General features: G+C 70.4%; 10 protein-coding genes and 1 tRNA gene. All 11 read right to left on the reverse strand.

The window, feature by feature from the left end; genetic code table 11:
* Window positions 1–155: 155 nt before the first annotated feature.
* Window positions 156–229 (reverse strand) — tRNA-Thr (locus J7E96_RS04595).
* Between the two features lie 109 nt (window positions 230–338).
* Window positions 339–1,874 (reverse strand): alpha/beta hydrolase, encoded by a 1,536-nt coding sequence (locus J7E96_RS04600; protein ID WP_215127693.1) that lies wholly within the window; start codon window positions 1,872–1,874, stop codon window positions 339–341.
* 112 nt (window positions 1,875–1,986) lie between these two features.
* Window positions 1,987–3,201: a DNA polymerase III subunit delta' gene (locus tag J7E96_RS04605; protein WP_215127695.1), complete on the reverse strand. Its 1,215-nt coding sequence runs from the start codon at window positions 3,199–3,201 to the stop codon at window positions 1,987–1,989.
* 93 nt (window positions 3,202–3,294) lie between these two features.
* Window positions 3,295–6,477: a dTMP kinase gene (tmk, locus tag J7E96_RS04610; protein ID WP_215127697.1), complete on the reverse strand. Its 3,183-nt coding sequence runs from the start codon at window positions 6,475–6,477 to the stop codon at window positions 3,295–3,297.
* A 121-nt stretch (window positions 6,478–6,598) separates the two neighbouring features.
* Entirely contained in the window at window positions 6,599–9,481 is a 2,883-nt protein-coding gene (gene topA / locus J7E96_RS04615; protein WP_215127699.1) for a type I DNA topoisomerase, read from the reverse strand.
* A 212-nt stretch (window positions 9,482–9,693) separates the two neighbouring features.
* Window positions 9,694–9,891 carry a hypothetical protein gene (locus J7E96_RS04620; RefSeq protein ID WP_215127701.1) on the reverse strand — a complete coding sequence of 66 codons (198 nt, stop codon included), beginning with the start codon at window positions 9,889–9,891 and terminating at the stop codon, window positions 9,694–9,696.
* Window positions 9,892–10,023: 132 nt separating this feature from the next.
* A complete protein-coding gene (locus tag J7E96_RS04625; protein ID WP_215127703.1) occupies window positions 10,024–11,544 on the reverse strand; it encodes a methyltransferase in 1,521 nt (506 codons plus the stop codon).
* 92 nt (window positions 11,545–11,636) lie between these two features.
* Window positions 11,637–12,218, reverse strand: coding sequence for a small secreted protein (locus J7E96_RS04630; protein ID WP_215127705.1), 582 nt, complete (start codon window positions 12,216–12,218; stop codon window positions 11,637–11,639).
* Between the two features lie 210 nt (window positions 12,219–12,428).
* The gene (locus J7E96_RS04635) at window positions 12,429–14,846 is read right to left on the reverse strand and encodes a sodium-translocating pyrophosphatase (protein WP_215127707.1); all 2,418 of its coding nucleotides are present in this window, start codon (window positions 14,844–14,846) and stop codon (window positions 12,429–12,431) included.
* Window positions 14,847–15,109: 263 nt separating this feature from the next.
* On the reverse strand, window positions 15,110–15,586 hold the full coding sequence (locus J7E96_RS04640) for an ATP-binding protein (protein ID WP_215127709.1): 477 nt from the start codon (window positions 15,584–15,586) through the stop codon (window positions 15,110–15,112).
* Between the two features lie 93 nt (window positions 15,587–15,679).
* The gene (locus tag J7E96_RS04645) at window positions 15,680–16,033 is read right to left on the reverse strand and encodes an STAS domain-containing protein (protein WP_028810414.1); all 354 of its coding nucleotides are present in this window, start codon (window positions 16,031–16,033) and stop codon (window positions 15,680–15,682) included.
* Between the last annotated feature and the right edge of the window lie 66 nt (window positions 16,034–16,099).

Consider the following 16,099-nt stretch of genomic DNA (forward strand, 5'->3'; position numbering starts at 1 on the left):
TCGTCCACCGCTATGCACGCCCACTGCACGCGTGTCCACCGGTTGTCCACCGGCGGCCCTCAGTAACGGTTCTCGGGCTGGGCCGTCACTGCGGCACAAGGCAAAGGGCAAGGAAAAACCCCAGGTCACGGCGAGTGAGTCCTGGGGTTCTTCGGAGCCGCCTTCGGGATTCGAACCCGAGACCTACGCATTACGAGTGCGTTGCTCTGGCCAACTGAGCTAAGGCGGCGCCGCTGCCGACACCATGGTGCGATCAGCAGCGGGCACAAGTCTACACAGTTTCGAGGGGTGCTCCGCACAGCCCTGTGCCGAGCACATCCGCGCAGGTCAGCGGCGGGTCAGGAGCACTTCTTGCCGTCCTTCGGGGGTGTGCCCTCCAGGAGGTAGGTGTTGATCGCCGTGTCGATGCAGTCGCTGCCGCGCCCGTACGCCGTGTGGCCGTCGCCGTCGTACGTCAGGAGCGTGCCGGAGTCGAGCTGGCCCGCCAGGGACTGAGCCCACTTGTACGGCGTCGCCGGGTCGCGGGTGGTGCCGACCACGGCGATCGGGGCGGCGCCCTTCGCCTCGATGCGGTGCGGGGTGCCGGTGGCTTTCGTCGGCCAGTAGCCGCAGGTCAGGGATGCCCAGGCCAGGCCCTCACCGAAGACGGGGGACGCCTCCTCGAAGGCGCGAAGCTCGTTGCGGACCTCGTCGGGGCCGGTGAAGGCCGGGGGGAGGTCCAGGCAGTTGACGGCGGCGTTGGCGTACATGAGGTTCGCGTAGCTGCCGTCCTCTGAGCGCTCGTAATACGTGTCGGCCAGCGCGAGCAGGTCCGCTCCGTCGCCGCCCGTCGCACGGGTGAGCGCGCTGCGCAGCTGCGGCCAGGCGGACTCGTCGTACATCGCCGCGATCACGCCCGTGGTCGCCAGGGACTCGCCGAGCGGGCGGCTCTCGCCGGTCGGTACGGGCTTGGCGTCGAGCTCGTCGAAGAAGCCCTTCAGGCGCTTGCCCGCCTCGCTCGGCGTACCGGTGCCGAGCGGGCAGTCCTCGCGCTTGACGCAGTCCGCGGCGAACGACTGGAAGGCGGTCTCGAAGCCGGCCGTCTGGTCACGGTTCATCTCGCGGGCGGGGAGAGACGGGTCCATCGCGCCGTCGAGTACGAGACGGCCGACGCGGGCGGGGAAGAGTTCGGCGTACGTCGCACCCAGGAAGGTCCCGTACGACGCCCCGACGAAGTTCAGTTTCCCGTCGCCCAGCACCGCCCGCAGGATGTCCATGTCGCGGGCCGTCTCGACGGTGGAGACGTGCGGCAGGATCGCCGCCGAGCGCTTCTCACAGCCGGCCGCGAAGTCCTTGAACGACGTGACCAGCTTGCCGGCCTCCCCCTGGTCGTCCGGGGTCTGATCCACCTGTGTGTACGCGTCCATCTCCTTGCCCGTCAGGCACTCGACGGGCTCGCTGCGGGCCACGCCACGGGGATCGACGGCCACCATGTCGTACCGCGCGCGGACCGGCGCCGGATATCCGACCGCCGCGTACGCCTGGAGATAACCGACCGCGGAGCCGCCGGGGCCGCCCGGATTGACCAGCAGCGAGCCGATGCGCTTGCCGGGGCCGGTGGCCTTCTTCCGCGAAACGGCCAGCTTGATGTCGGCCCTTTCCGGCTTCCGGTAGTCGAGCGGGGCCTTCATCGTGGCGCACTGGAAGCCGGGGGCACCGCAGTCGCGCCAGCTCAGCTTCTGCGCGTAGTACGTCGTGAGGGCGGCCGGGACGGCGTTCAGCGGCGCGGAGGCCGAGGCACTTGGTGACGAACCTCCCGACGAGCAGCCGGAAACGAGCAGCCCGGCAGTCGCGAGCGCGGTGGCGGAGATCCGGATCAAGTGCCTGGTGTCCATCCTCGGAGCGTAGTGCGGCCATCCCGGATTGTGCGGAAATGAGCTCGTACGAGTGATCCGGTCAACCGCGGCGGGAGGCACTACGGTCAAACGCGGCCGCCCGATCGCCGGCTCAGCCGGCGCGCAGCGCCACCGTCATCGCCTCCACCGCGAGCAGCGGCGCGACATTGCGGTCCAGCGCCTGCCGGCAGGCGATGATCGCCTCTATCCGGCGCAGGGTGCGCTCGGGGGTCGAGCTCTGCGCGATGCGGTCGAGGGAGTCCCGTACGTCCTCGTTGGCGAGGGCGACCCGCGAGCCGAGCTGGAGCGCGAGTACATCGCGGTAGAAGCCGGTCAGGTCGGTCAGCGCGAGGTCGAGGCTGTCCCGCTGCGTACGGGTGGAGCGGCGCTTCTGGCGGTCGGCCAGCTCCTTCATCGCTCCGGCCGTGCCGCGCGGCATCCGGCCGCCGGACGCCGCGCCGAGCGCCGCCTTCAGGTCGTCCGTCTCCTTGACGTCGACCTCCTCGGCGACCTGCTTGGCGTCCTCGCCCGCCGCGTCGACCAGCTCCTGCGCCGCCCTGAGGCAACCGCCGATGTCGGCGACGCGCAGCGGGAGTTTCAGCACGACGGCGCGGCGCGCCCGCGCGCGCTCGTCGGTGGCGAGTCGGCGGGCCCGCCCGATGTGCCCCTGAGTGGCGCGTGCGGCGGTCGCGGCGGTCGCGGGGTCGATCCCGTCACGCCGTACGAGCACATCGGCGACGGCCTCGACGGACGGCGTGCTGAGCGTGAGGTGGCGGCAGCGGGACCGAATAGTCGGAAGGACGTCCTCCAAGGACGGTGCGCACAAGAGCCAGACCGTACGGGGAGCGGGCTCTTCGATGGCCTTGAGCAGTACGTTGCCCGCGCCCTCGGTGAGCCGGTCGGCGTCCTCCAGGACGATGACCTGCCACCGGCCGCCCGCCGGGGACAGCTGGGCGCGCCGGACGAGCTCGCGGGTGTCCTTCACGCCGATGGAGAGCTGGTCGGTACGGACGATCTCCACGTCGGCGTGCGTGCCGACCAGGGCCGTATGACACCCGTCACAGAACCCGCAGCCCGGCGCCCCGCCGAGCGCCCGGTCCGGACTGACGCACTGCAACGCGGCGGCGAACGCCCGGGCGGCGGTGGAGCGTCCGGAGCCCGGCGGGCCGGTGAAGAGCCAGGCGTGCGTCATCTTCGACGCGGCCGGGGCGAGCGTCGCCCCGGACCGGTCGGCGACGGCGGTCACGAGCGCGTCGGCGTCCCGGGCGGCGCCGGCCAGCTGCGCCTGAACCCGCCCCTGCCCGACCAGGTCGTCCCATACGGCCATGGTGCTACCGCCTTCGCCGTGCGCTCATCTTCTTGCGTTCTTGGATCCCGACGTCCCTATTGTGGTCGACCCCACTGACATCGCCCGGCACGCCTACCGGCGCCCGCCCCGGCCCCGCTGCGTACCGTCGTCCTCGTCATCGTCGGCGTCCCGCCCGCCCAGCAGCTCGTCCGCCAGCGACGGCAGATCGTCGAGCGGAGTCTCCTCCGCCCAGTCGGAGCGCCGACGCGCCGCACGCGCGTTCTGGCCGGCCGTCGAATGCGCGGCCTCCGGATCGAACCACGGCAGCTCGCGCGTACGTTCATTGCTGTCTTCGCCGCCGCGGCGGTCCTCGGACGCCTCGTCACGGAAGAACCCGGGCGGCACCCGGTCCGAAGGCTCGTCCCGCACCTGGGGCAGCACCGCCGTCTCCTCCGCGGGCCTCACGTCACGCACCGGCGGCAGGACTGCGGTCTCGTCGGCCGCCGGCCCCGCATCCCGTACGTCCCGCACCGGCCGCAGCACGGCCGTCTCGTCCGCGGCACGCGCCGGCGGGTCGTCCTTGCGCATGTCGACACGCGGCGTCTCCACCGTCTGCGTCACTTCGTCCGGGCGCACGACCGGCGTAGGAACCGTCAGCTCGGCGTCGGACGGTTCCGGCTCCGCCGCCACCGGAGCCGAACCCATCGACGCCGACGACGCCGACGCAGCAGCAGCGGCCGCCTCAGCGGCCTCCGCGAGCCGCCGCGCCTCCTCCGCCCGCAACAGCGCCTCTTCCGCCCTGCGCTGCTTCTCCCGGCGGCGTTCCTCCGCCTCGGCCCGCAGCCTGGCCTCCTCCGCGGCCTGCCTGCGCAGCCGTTCCTGCTCGGCCTCCCGCGCCTTCTCCTCCGCCTCGCGGCGCAGCCGCTCCTCCTCGGCCAGCCGGCGTGCCTCCTCGGCGCGCCGACGCGCCTCCTCCGCCTGCCGTTCGACCTCGCGCTGCCGCGCCTCTTCGATCTCGCGGCGCTTGCGCTCCTCCTCCTCGGCGCGGAGCCTGGCGAGCTGTTCCTGCCGCTCGCGCTCCAGCCGCTCCTCCTCGGCCTTGCGCGCGGCCTCCTCCTCGGCGCGCCGCCGCGCCTCTTCCTCGGCGGCCTTGCGCGCGTCCTCCTGCGCCTTCACCTCGGCGTCGGACAGGGGCAGCATCCGGTCCAGCCGGTGGCGTACGACCGTGGTGACCGATTCCGGGTCCTGGCCGGCGTCCACCACCAGGTAGCGCCCCGGATCGGCGGCGGCCAGCGTCAGGAAACCGTGCCGCACGCGCGCGTGGAACTCCGGCGGCTCCGATTCCAGCCGGTCCGGCGCCTCGGTGAAGCGTTCGCGCGCGGTCTCCGGCGAGACGTCGAGCAGCACCGTCAGATGCGGTACGAGCCCGTCCGTCGCCCAGCGCGAGATACGCGCGATCTCGGTCGGCGACAGATCGCGTCCCGCGCCCTGGTACGCCACCGACGAGTCGACGTACCGATCAGTGATGACGACAGCGCCGCGCTCCAGCGCCGGACGTACGACGGAATCGACGTGCTCCGCCCGGTCGGCGGCGTACAACAGCGCCTCGGCCCGGTTCGACAGACCCGCGCTCGACACGTCCAGCAGGATCGAACGCAGCCGCTTGCCGATGGGCGTGGCGCCGGGCTCGCGCGTGACGACGACCTCGTGGCCCTTGTTGCGGATCCACTCGGCGAGCGCCTCGACCTGGGTGGACTTGCCCGCCCCGTCGCCGCCCTCCATGGCGATGAAGAATCCGCTCGCGGCGGGCGCCTGGTCGGGCTCGCCGCCCCGCAGCGCCTCGCGCAGGTCGCGGCGCAGCGGAACGCCCTGCCGGTCGTCCGCCTTCGCGAGTACGAGCGCGGCCACCGGCAGCAGCAGCGCGCCGACGAGCATCAGCGTGAAGCCCGCGCCGCCGTGGGCAAACACGAAGCTGCCACTGGCGAGACGGTGCGGGCCGATCGCGGCGGCGAGCACCGGGGCCACGACCGCGCCGAGAGCCATGTAGACCCGTACGACGGCGTGCAGGTGCTCGGTCGTACGCGCCCGCCGGAAGTCCTCGGTCTCCTGGTCGAGCAGCGTGTGCCCGGTGTTCGCGGCGACTCCGGCGGAGAAACCGGCCAGCAGTGTGATCATCAGAACAGTCGCCGTGTCCGGCACCACGCCCATGGCCAGCAGCGCGATGCCGGTGACGGCGATCGCGAGCGACAGCAGGCGGCGTCGCGACAGGGTGGGCAGCACCTTCTGCGCGCTGCGGATCCCGATGACGCTGCCGCCGGTCAGGGCGAGGAAGAGCAGGGCGAAGGTGACGGGGCCGCCGCCGAGGTCCTTCGCGTGCAGTACGGCGACGGCCGCCGCGGCGGCGACCGCTCCGGCGACCGCGGCGCAGGCCACGACGATGAGCCGGATCGCGCCCGTGCGTCCCTTGTCGACGCCCGTGCCGGTCTTGGGCCGGCGCAGGCCCTCGAGCGGCGAGCGCGCGCGGGGCGTCTGCGCGTCGGGCAGTTCGAGGAAGAACAGCGTCGATACGGATGCGGCGAAAAGCCCCGCGGCGACGTACGACCCGAGGGCCGCCTGGTGCTGCGAGAACCAGTCGATGCCTGCGCCAAGCAAATTCCCGACCAGCGTCGCGGCCAGCAGTACGGCGGCAGCCGCGGGCAGGGCGACGAAGCTCGTACGCAGCGACAGCCGGCGCAGCGCGTCCAGGTGGTCGGGCAGCGGCCGTACCGTCGCGCCCTCCGGGGGCGGGGCGGGCAGCAGCGCGGGGGCGGCGCCTTCCTTGGCGACCGTCCAGAAGCGCTCGGCGACGCCGGCGACGAAGACGGTGATCAGGAGTACGGCCTGCGCCGTGTCCGGGGTCCAGTCGATCCACAGCGGTGCGACGACGAGGAGGGCAAGTCGCAGCCCGTCCGCGCCGATCATCGTCCAGCGGCGGTCCAGCGGCCCCGATGGCCCGGTCAGCGTGGAGACCGGGCCCAGGAGCAGGGCTCCGAAGATGAAGGTGGCAAGGATCCGAGCCCCGAACACCGCGGCGACCGAGAAGGCCTCACCGCGATAACCACCGCCGAACGACCCTTCCGAGATCGCCGCCTGAAGCGACAGCAGCAGCAACACGAGAAGGGCGAGGGCATCGCCGGTATTGCCGACGAGCTGTGCGCTCCACAACCGCTTGAGCGGGGGAATGCGCAGCAGGGCTCGTACGGCTCGCTCGCGTGAGTCTGCGGCTAGTGCGTCGGAGGTGGGGCTCACGACCGTTGGCTGCTCGGCTCGCGTCATCCGCCCAGCCTATCCGGACCCCGCCACTCCCCGGAGGCCGCGCCCGAACAAACGTCTGCTGCTCATACAGGAGCAGCCCCCGGCGCTGTCATGGCACCGGGGGCTGCTGAGCTGTACGCGATTACTCCTCCGAAGCCGACGAGCCGTTGGAGGCCGACGCCTTCTTGGCAGCGGTCTTCTTGGCAGCGGTGGTCTTCGCCACCGTCGCCGTGGTCGTCTTCTTGGCAGCCGTCTTCTTCGCCGCGGCGGTCTTGGCCGTAGCCGTCTTCTTGGCAGCCGTCTTCTTGGCCGGGGCCTTCTTCGCCGGGGCCTTCTTGGTGGTCTTCTTCTTCACCGGGCCCTTGGCGCGCTTCTCGGCGAGGAGCTCATAACCCCGCTCCGGGGTGATGTCCTCCACGCTGTCGTCGGTCCGCAGCGTCGCGTTCGTCTCGCCGTCCGTGACGTACGGGCCGAAGCGCCCGTCCTTCACGACCACCGGACGCTCGCTGACCGGGTCCGTACCCAGTTCCCTGAGCGGCGGCTTGGCGGCCGCGCGGCCCCGCTGCTTGGGCTGGGCGTAGATCGCCAACGCCTCTTCGAGCGTGATCGAGAAGAGCTGGTCCTCGGTCTCCAGGGAGCGCGAGTCCGTGCCCTTCTTGAGGTACGGGCCGTACCGGCCGTTCTGCGCGGTGATCTCGACACCATCGGCGGGGTCCGTACCGACGACGCGCGGCAGCGACATCAGCTTGAGCGCGTCCTCCAGCGTCACCGTGTCCAGGGACATCGACTTGAAGAGCGACGCCGTCCGCGGCTTGACCGCGTTCTTGCCGGTCTTCGGAGTGCCCTCGGGAAGGATCTCCGTGACGTACGGGCCGTAGCGGCCGTCCTTCGCCACGATCTGGTGGCCCGTCGCCGGGTCGGTGCCCAGCTCGAAGTCGCCGCTCGGCTTGGCCAGCAGCTCCTCGGCGTACTCGACGGTCAGCTCGTCGGGCGGCAGGTCGTCCTGCACGTCGGCGCGCTGGTGGCCTTCCGCGTCCTTCTCGCCGCGCTCCACGTACGGGCCGTAGCGGCCCACCCGCAGCACGATGCCTTCGCCGACCGGGAACGAGGAGATCTCACGGGCGTCGATCGCACCGAGGTCGGTGACGAGCTCCTTGAGGCCGCCGAGGTGGTCGCCGTCGCCGTTCCCGGCGTCCGCCGCGCCTCCCGGCGCGACACCGGCGTCGGCGTCGCCCTCACCGAAGTAGAAGCGCTTCAGCCACGGCACGGCCTGGGCCTCGCCCCGCGCGATGCGGTCGAGGTCGTCCTCCATCCTCGCCGTGAAGTCGTAGTCGACGAGCCGGCCGAAGTGCTTCTCCAGCAGGTTGACCACGGCGAAGCTCAGGAAGGACGGCACGAGCGCCGTGCCCTTCTTGAACACGTACCCGCGGTCGAGGATCGTGCCGATGATCGAGGCGTACGTCGACGGGCGGCCGATCTCGCGCTCTTCCAGCTCCTTGACCAGCGAGGCCTCGGTGTAGCGGGCCGGCGGCTTGGTGGCGTGTCCGTCGACCGAGATCTCCTCGGCCGAGAGCGCGTCGCCCTGCGCGACCTGCGGGAGCCTGCGCTCACGGTCGTCGAGCTCGGCGTTCGGGTCGTCGGCGCCTTCGACGTACGCCTTCATGAAGCCGTGGAAGGTGATCGTCTTGCCGGACGCGGAGAACTCCACGTCCCGGCCGTCGCTCGCCCGGCCGCCGATCTTCACCGTCACGCTGTTCCCGACGGCGTCCTTCATCTGGGAGGCGACGGTGCGCTTCCAGATCAGCTCGTACAGCCGGAACTGGTCGCCGCTGAGGCCGGTCTCGGCGGGGGTGCGGAAGCGGTCGCCCGAGGGGCGGATCGCCTCGTGCGCCTCCTGCGCGTTCTTGACCTTCGCGGCGTACGTGCGGGGCTTCTCCGGCAGGTACTCGGAGCCGTACAGCTGCGTCACCTGGGCACGGGCGGCCTGGACGGCGGTGTCGGACAGCGTCGTGGAGTCCGTACGCATGTACGTGATGAAGCCGTTCTCGTACAGCTTCTGGGCGACCTGCATCGTGGACTTCGCGCCGAAGCCCAGCTTGCGCGAGGCCTCCTGCTGGAGGGTCGTCGTACGGAAGGGGGCGTACGGCGAGCGGCGGTACGGCTTCGACTCGACCGAGCGGACGGCGAACGGCGAGTCGGCGAGGGCGGCGGCCAGGGAGCGCGCGTTCGCCTCGTCGAGGTGAAGGACGTCACTCTTCAGTTGTCCCACGGAGCTGAAATCGCGGCCCTGGGCGATACGCCTGCCGTCGACCGTCGTCAGGCGGGCGACCAGAGAGGACGGGTCGGAGGCGTCACCGGTGCGTCCCGTGGAGAACGTGCCGGTCAGGTCCCAGTACTCAGCAGAACGAAAAGCGATGCGCTCGCGTTCCCGTACGACGACGAGACGTGTGGCGACGGACTGGACACGGCCCGCGGACAGCCGGGGCATGACCTTCTTCCACAGGACCGGCGAGACCTCGTAACCGTAAAGACGGTCGAGGATGCGGCGCGTTTCCTGTGCGTCGACCATGGGCTTGTTCAGGTCGCGCGGATTGGACACGGCCTCGCGGATCGCGTCCTTGGTGATCTCGTGGAAGACCATCCGGTGGACGGGAACCTTGGGCTTCAGGACTTCGAGGAGGTGCCACGCGATGGCTTCGCCCTCGCGGTCCTCATCGGTGGCGAGGAACAGTTCGTCGGACTCCGCCAGGAGCTCCTTGAGCTTCCTGACCTGCGACTTCTTGTCGGCGTTGACGACATAGATCGGCTGGAAGTCGTTCTCTACGTCGACGCCGAGGCGGCGCACCTCGCCGGTGTACTTGTCGGGCACCTCGGCGGCGCCGTTCGGGAGGTCGCGGATGTGCCCGACGCTCGCCTCGACGACATAGCCAGGGCCGAGGTAGCCCTTGATCGTCTTCGCCTTGGCGGGCGACTCGACGATGACGAGTCGGCGGCCGCCGTGTGCGGTCTCGCTGGTCGGGGACAACTTGGCTCTTCTCTCCGGTCGACACTCAGTGGTCTGTACGTGACGCTGCGGAGTGTGACGGTACAACCCGCCCCCGTGTCAAACGGCAAAAGCCCGCAACGGCCACTCGAACGGTAACCCGACTCCCGGCATTCCTGCCGCCCGGACCGCCCGACCGCCTCTGCGGGACCCCGCCGGAGACCTCGTGTAGATCCCGTGTGGATCTCTTCCGATCAGATCCGGCCGAAACACCACACTCCGAGAAAGACGAAGGCTGACCCGAAGGCGGTGGCCAGCGCGAAAGAGATCGCGGGGCTCGTTCCGTACGCCACCGGCGCGCGATGCAGGGCACGCGCCCCCGTCCACCACAGCAGTCCGGTCCCGAACAGCGTGAACGCCGCTCCGGCGAAAACCGCTGGCCCGCTCTCCATCCCCGTACCCCTCACCGTCGCCGACCTGGTTCCCCGGACGGTGAGGCTGGCACCCCCGGAACACCGCCCGGCGACCTGGACGCGAACTGCCGGTGAACGGCATGCGGGCGGCAGGGGGCTGAGCCGGCCGGCTCAGTCCAGCGGCTCCAGGAACCCCTGCTCCACCAGCAGCCGGATCGCCTCGGGCGTACGGTCCCGCAGCAGCACCGGGTCCTCGCCGAGCAGTTGCGCGATGGCGTCGAGAATGCGGCCCGCGCTGAGCGATCCGTCGGACACCCCGGCGAAGCCCGCGCCGACCGTGTCGACCTTCGTCGCGCGCCGCATTCCGCGGTTCTGGCGGAGCACCACGTACTCCGGGTCCTCCGCGCCCGGCAGCCCGATCTGCTCCTGCACGACTTCGTCGGCGAGCTTGAAGTGGCCGGCCAGCAGCGCCGCGTCGTCATGTGTCCGCAGGTAGTCCTGGCGCTCGAAATGGGCCCGTACGACCGGACCGAGAGGCTGCTCGACGGGGTGCGGCCACTCCTCGATGGTGATCGAGGGGATGTCGGCGCCGGACTTGCGCAGCGTGATCCAGCCGAAGCCGACGCCCTTGGTCTTGCGGGCCTCGAATTCGTCGAGCCAGGCTTCATAGCGCGCGGCGTACTCCGCGGGATCGCAGCGGTGGTCGCCGCTGTCGCGCAGCCACAGTTCGGCGTACTGCGTGATGTCCTGCATCTCGCGCTGCACGATCCACGCGTCGCACCCGCGCGGCACCCAGGAGCGCAGCCGCTCCTGCCAATCCTCGCCCTCCACGTGCTGCCAGTTGGCGAGGAACTGCGCGTACCCCCCGTCGTTCAGCCGCTCCCCCGCTCCCTGAACGAGCAGGCGGCACAGATCGTCCCCGCCCATCCCGCCGTCGCGGTACGTCAGCCGTGCACCCGGCGAGATGACGAAGGGCGGGTTGGACACGATCAGGTCGAACGTCTCCTCGCCCACGGGCTCGTAGAGCGAGCCCTGCCGCAGATCGGCTTCGGGCGCCCCGGAGAGCCCGAGTGTGAGCCGCGCGAACTGGAGGGCGCGCGGGTTCAGGTCGGTGGCGGTGACCTTCACCGCGTGCTGCGCGGCGTGCAGTGCCTGGATGCCGGACCCGGTGCCGAGGTCGAGGGCGCTGGAGACCGGCGCACGGACGGTGATCCCGGCGAGCGTGGTGGACGCGCCGCCGACGCCGAGGACGACATCCTCGTCGCGGGTGCCCGCGCCACCGGCGCCGCCGACCGCGCGGCCGAGGTCGGAGACGATGAACCAGTCCTGGCCCTCCTCGCCGCCGTAGGGCCGTACGTCCACAGTGGCCCGTACGCCGCCGTCCGCGCCCCCGCCCCCGTCCGCAACCTCGCGCACCAGCCAGCCGTCGGCCAGGCACTGCTCCAGGGGCAGGGCGGCGCGGGCGCGGTCGGTCGGCACGGCCTGCTGGAGCAGGAAGAGCCGCACGAGCGTTTCGAGCGGGCTGCCGCCGCGCGTGCAGCGCAGAGCGGGCACGGTCTCGCTGCGGGCGAGCGCCGCGTACGCGGGCGCGCCGAGCAGTTCGAGCAGCCCGTCGGCGGTGAATTCGGCGGCGAGGAGCGCGTCGCGGAGGCGGGCGGAACTTTCGGGCGCGGGGAGTCTGGTCGTACTCACCCGGCCATTGTCGCCGCTGCCACTGACAAAAGCCGCGCGGCCCGGCCCCCTTGTGGGGATCGTGCCGCGCGGCAGGGCCGTATGCGCCGTGGTTACGCGTCCGGGCCCGGCGGGGTGGCGGGCGTCGCGCCGGGCTTCTGGCAGCCGGGCTGCTTGGCCATCGCCTTGCCGACCTCGCCCGACTGGAGCTTCTGGAGCGCGCGGTCGCCGCTCCTGCTGATCTTGTTCAGTTCGTCGGCGACGCCCTTGAGGCCGTCGGCGAACTTCGCCTGGTCGTCGGTGTCGAGCCCGTCGACCTGCTTCCGCAGCCCGGCGTACGCCGCCGAGGAGGCGTTGAGCTCCTTGACCGCGTCCTTCTGGGTCGTCTCGCCGTCGTCGACCGGCGGGGGACCCGCCTTGTCCACGGCGGTGGCCATCGCCTTGTAGGCGTCCGAGATCTGCTGGAAGGCGCGGGAGTCCGTCCGCTGGACGTCGACGGGCTTGCTGTTGTCCGCGGTCTGCTTCTGGATGGAGGTGTTGGCGTCCGAGATCTTCTTCAGCTGGGGCTGGACCTGGTCGCAGACCGTCTTCGCCCAGTCGTTGACCTTGTCGTCACTGTCGTCGTCGCCGCAGCCGGACAGCGCCATTGCCAGTACCGCACCGCCGGACAGCGCGGCCGCAAACTTCTTGTTCACCGGATTGGTCCCTTCCAAGGCTCTCGGCCCCGGAACATACACGCCAAGTGGGCGACAACCGCATGCCGTACGTCCGGTACATAGGCTATTGAAGCCATTTGCACCAAGCGAGAGACACCTCACGAAACAGCCGCGGAACAGCGGCAGCGGGCGGACGCCGCGTCACCGCGCGCCGTCCGCCCGCCGTCTGATCAGGCGTTACGACTACTCCTACGAGACGACCTTGGACGGCACCGGCGGATCCGCCGGCTTGGGTACCCGCCCGGAGACGCCTCCGGAGTTGTCTTCGTCACCCACGGCGATTCCGCGCCGCTTGGAGACGTACACCGCGCCGACGACGACGGCGATGGCGAGCGTCGCCACCACCGCCCGCACTCCGGCGCTGGCGTCGGCCCCGTAACTGAACTGCACCACGGCGGGCGCGATGAGCAGCGCCACCAGGTTCATCACCTTCAGCAGCGGGTTGATCGCGGGACCGGCGGTGTCCTTGAACGGGTCGCCGACCGTGTCGCCGATGACGGTCGCGGCGTGGGCGTCGCTGCCCTTGCCGCCGTGATGACCGTCCTCGACGAGTTTCTTGGCGTTGTCCCACGCGCCGCCGGAGTTGGCGAGGAAGACGGCCATCAGCGTGCCGGTTCCGATGGCTCCCGCGAGGAACGAGCCGAGCGCGCCGACTCCGAGCGAGAAGCCGACCGCGATCGGCGTCAGCACGGCGAGCAGACCTGGTGTGGTCAGCTCGCGCAGCGCGTCCTTGGTGCAGATGTCGACCACCCGGCCGTACTCCGGCTTCTCCGTGTAGTCCATGATCCCGGGGTGCTCGCGGAACTGCCGCCGCACCTCGAAGACCACCGCGCCCGCCGACCTGGACACCGCGTTGATCGCCAGCCCCGAGAAGAGGAAGACGACCGCGGAGCCGAGCATCAGCCCGACCAGGTTGTTGGGCTGGGAGATGTCCATCTGGAGGCCCAGCTCTCCGACTTTCGCCCCGACGTCGTCGCGTGCCGTCGCGATGGCGTCCTTGTACGAGCCGAACAGCGCCGCCGCGGCGAGGACCGCGGTGGCGATGGCGATGCCCTTGGTGATGGCCTTGGTGGTGTTGCCGACGGCGTCCAGGTCGGTGAGGACCTGCGCGCCCGCGCCCGTGACGTCGCCGGACATCTCGGCGATGCCCTGCGCGTTGTCGGAGACGGGGCCGAAGGTGTCCATGGCGACGATGACACCGACGGTGGTGAGCAGGCCGGTGCCGGCCAGGGCCACCGCGAAGAGGGCGAGCATGACCGACGTACCGCCGAGCAGGAACGCGCCGTACACGCCGAGGCCGATGAGCAGCGCGGTGTAGACCGCGGACTCCAGGCCGATGGCGATGCCGGCGAGGACGACGGTGGCGGGGCCCGTCAGCGAGGACTTGCCGATGTCCCTTACGGGGCGTCGGTTGGTCTCGGTGAAATACCCCGTCAGTTGCTGGATCAGGGCGGCCAGGACGATGCCGATGGCGACGGCGACGAGCGCCAGCACCCTCGGGTCGCCATCGTGTCCCTTGACGACGGCGTCGGTCACGCCGTCGAGGTCGGCGTACGAGGACGGGAGGTAGACGAAGACCGCCACCGCGACCAGGACGAGGGAGATCGCCGCGGAGATGAAGAAGCCGCGGTTGATGGCGGACATTCCGCTGCGGTCGGCGCGCCGCGGGGCAACCGCGAAGATGCCGATCATCGCGGTGACCACGCCGATCGCCGGAACGATCAGCGGGAAGGCCAGTCCGGCGTCGCCGAAGGCGACCTTGCCGAGGATGAGCGCCGCGACGAGCGTCACGGCGTACGACTCGAAGAGGTCGGCCGCCATGCCCGCGCAGTCGCCGACGTTGTCGCCCACGTTGTCGGCGATGGTCGCGGCATTGCGCGGATCGTCCTCCGGAATGCCCTGTTCGACCTTGCCGACCAGGTCGGCGCCCACGTCGGCGGCCTTCGTGAAGATGCCGCCGCCCACTCGCATGAACATCGCGATGAGCGCGGCGCCGAGCCCGAACCCCTCCAGCACCTTGGGCGCGTCGGCGGCGTACACGAGGACCACACAGGAGGCACCGAGCAGACCGAGGCCCACCGTGAACATGCCGACCACGCCGCCCGTACGGAAAGCGATCTTCATCGCTTTGTGCGAGACAGCCGTCAGATCCTTTTCCGGCTCGCCCTCGGCCGGGGTGGCTTCACGCGCGGCGGCCGCCACGCGCACATTGCTGCGTACGGCCAGACGCATCCCGATGTAACCCGTCGCCGCCGAGAAAAGCGCGCCGACCAGGAAGAATACGGAACGTCCGGCGCGCTGCGACCAGTTGTCGGCCGGAAGCAGCAAGAGCAGGAAAAACACCACGACGGCGAAAACGCCGAGTGTGCGCAACTGCCGTGCAAGATAGGCATTCGCGCCCTCCTGCACCGCCGCGGCGATCTCTTTCATCTTGTCGGTGCCTTCGCCGGCTGCCAGTACCTGACGTACCAGCAGCTGGGCGACGACCAGGGCCGCCAGTGCCACTACGGCGATGACGATCACGATGATCCGGTTCTCGTCGGTGAGTACCGCGGCCGCGAGAGTAGAGGGGTGGTCCAGCTGCTGCGATGTGAAGAGCCCCGCCATTCGTCCTCCTTGACGCTCAGCGCTCAAGATGTGGACGGATTGTAGGGAGCGGAAGCTGATCAAAACAGAGCGCCGCAAACCGAATTGACCTTCGCTTGCCACTCAGCAAATGATCGCGTTCCCGCAATCCCCTCAAAAGCGGTAATGGGGCAAACGCATTGACGATTTCGGAATGATCTCCGGGAAAGATCTAGGGAAATACGAAAGGCCCTGCTCAGCAGGGCCTCACGGAAAAGATCCGGTCCACAGGAACCGGCGGAAAATCAGGGGGACAGGGCCGCCGGTGTCGTCGGCCAGGTCATGCGGATGGTGCCGCCGGACGCGCCGGTGACGACTTCGACATCGTCGACCAGTCCACTGATGACGGCCAACCCCATCTCGTCCTCACCGTCGGAATCGGCGTCGGAGTCGGCGCCGCGTCCCCCGGACTCGGACCCGGCCCCGGTGGCGCCACGCACCCCGGGGACCGATCCGGCCGCACCACCCGAACCAGGCACCTCGTCCCCGACCTCGATGGAGAACGACTTCTCCTCCTCGGTCAGAGCGACCCGGACCGGAGCCGAGATGCCATTGCTGCGGTGGAGCCCCACCGCACGGGTGCACGCTTCGCCGACCGCGAGTCGGACTTCGTCCAGCACCGCCTCGTCCACCCCTGCCCGGCGCGCCACGGCGGCCGCCACCAGGCGGGCCGTCCTGACGTGCTCGGGCTGGGCGCTGAAGCGGAGTTCAACGGTGGCCATCTGCGGTCCCCCTCGGACGTACGGGCGTGCTTGTCAGGGGCCCTGGCCTGCGCCCGGTGCCCCTGGTTGTTCTTCCGGTTGTCCCGGAAGCCGTCAGTCGGTGGCGTTGACGGCTTCGTCGACCGAGGTGTGAATGGGGAACACCTTGGTCAGCCCGGTGATTCGGAAGATCTTGAGAATGCGCTCCTGGTTGCAGACCAGTCGCAGCGAGCCCTCATGGGCCCGCACACGCTTGAGTCCGCCCACGAGCACGCCGAGCCCGGTGGAGTCGAGGAAGTCCACGCCCTCCATGTCGACAACCAGGTGGTAGCTGCCGTCGTTCACCAACTCGACCAACTGCTCGCGCAGCTTGGGCGCGGTATACACATCAATCTCGCCACCGACCTCGACGACCGTACGGTCGCCACCAGGTCCAGACACGTTGCGAGTCGACAGGGACAGGTCCACGGATCCTCCAGCACCTTGCTATCGAGCGGCCGCCCCCCTGAGGTCTCCCCGGCGGAGCCAGAGGAC

Source organism: Streptomyces sp. ISL-96 (assembly GCF_018614035.1).
Taxonomy (GTDB): Bacteria; Actinomycetota; Actinomycetes; order Streptomycetales; family Streptomycetaceae; genus Streptomyces.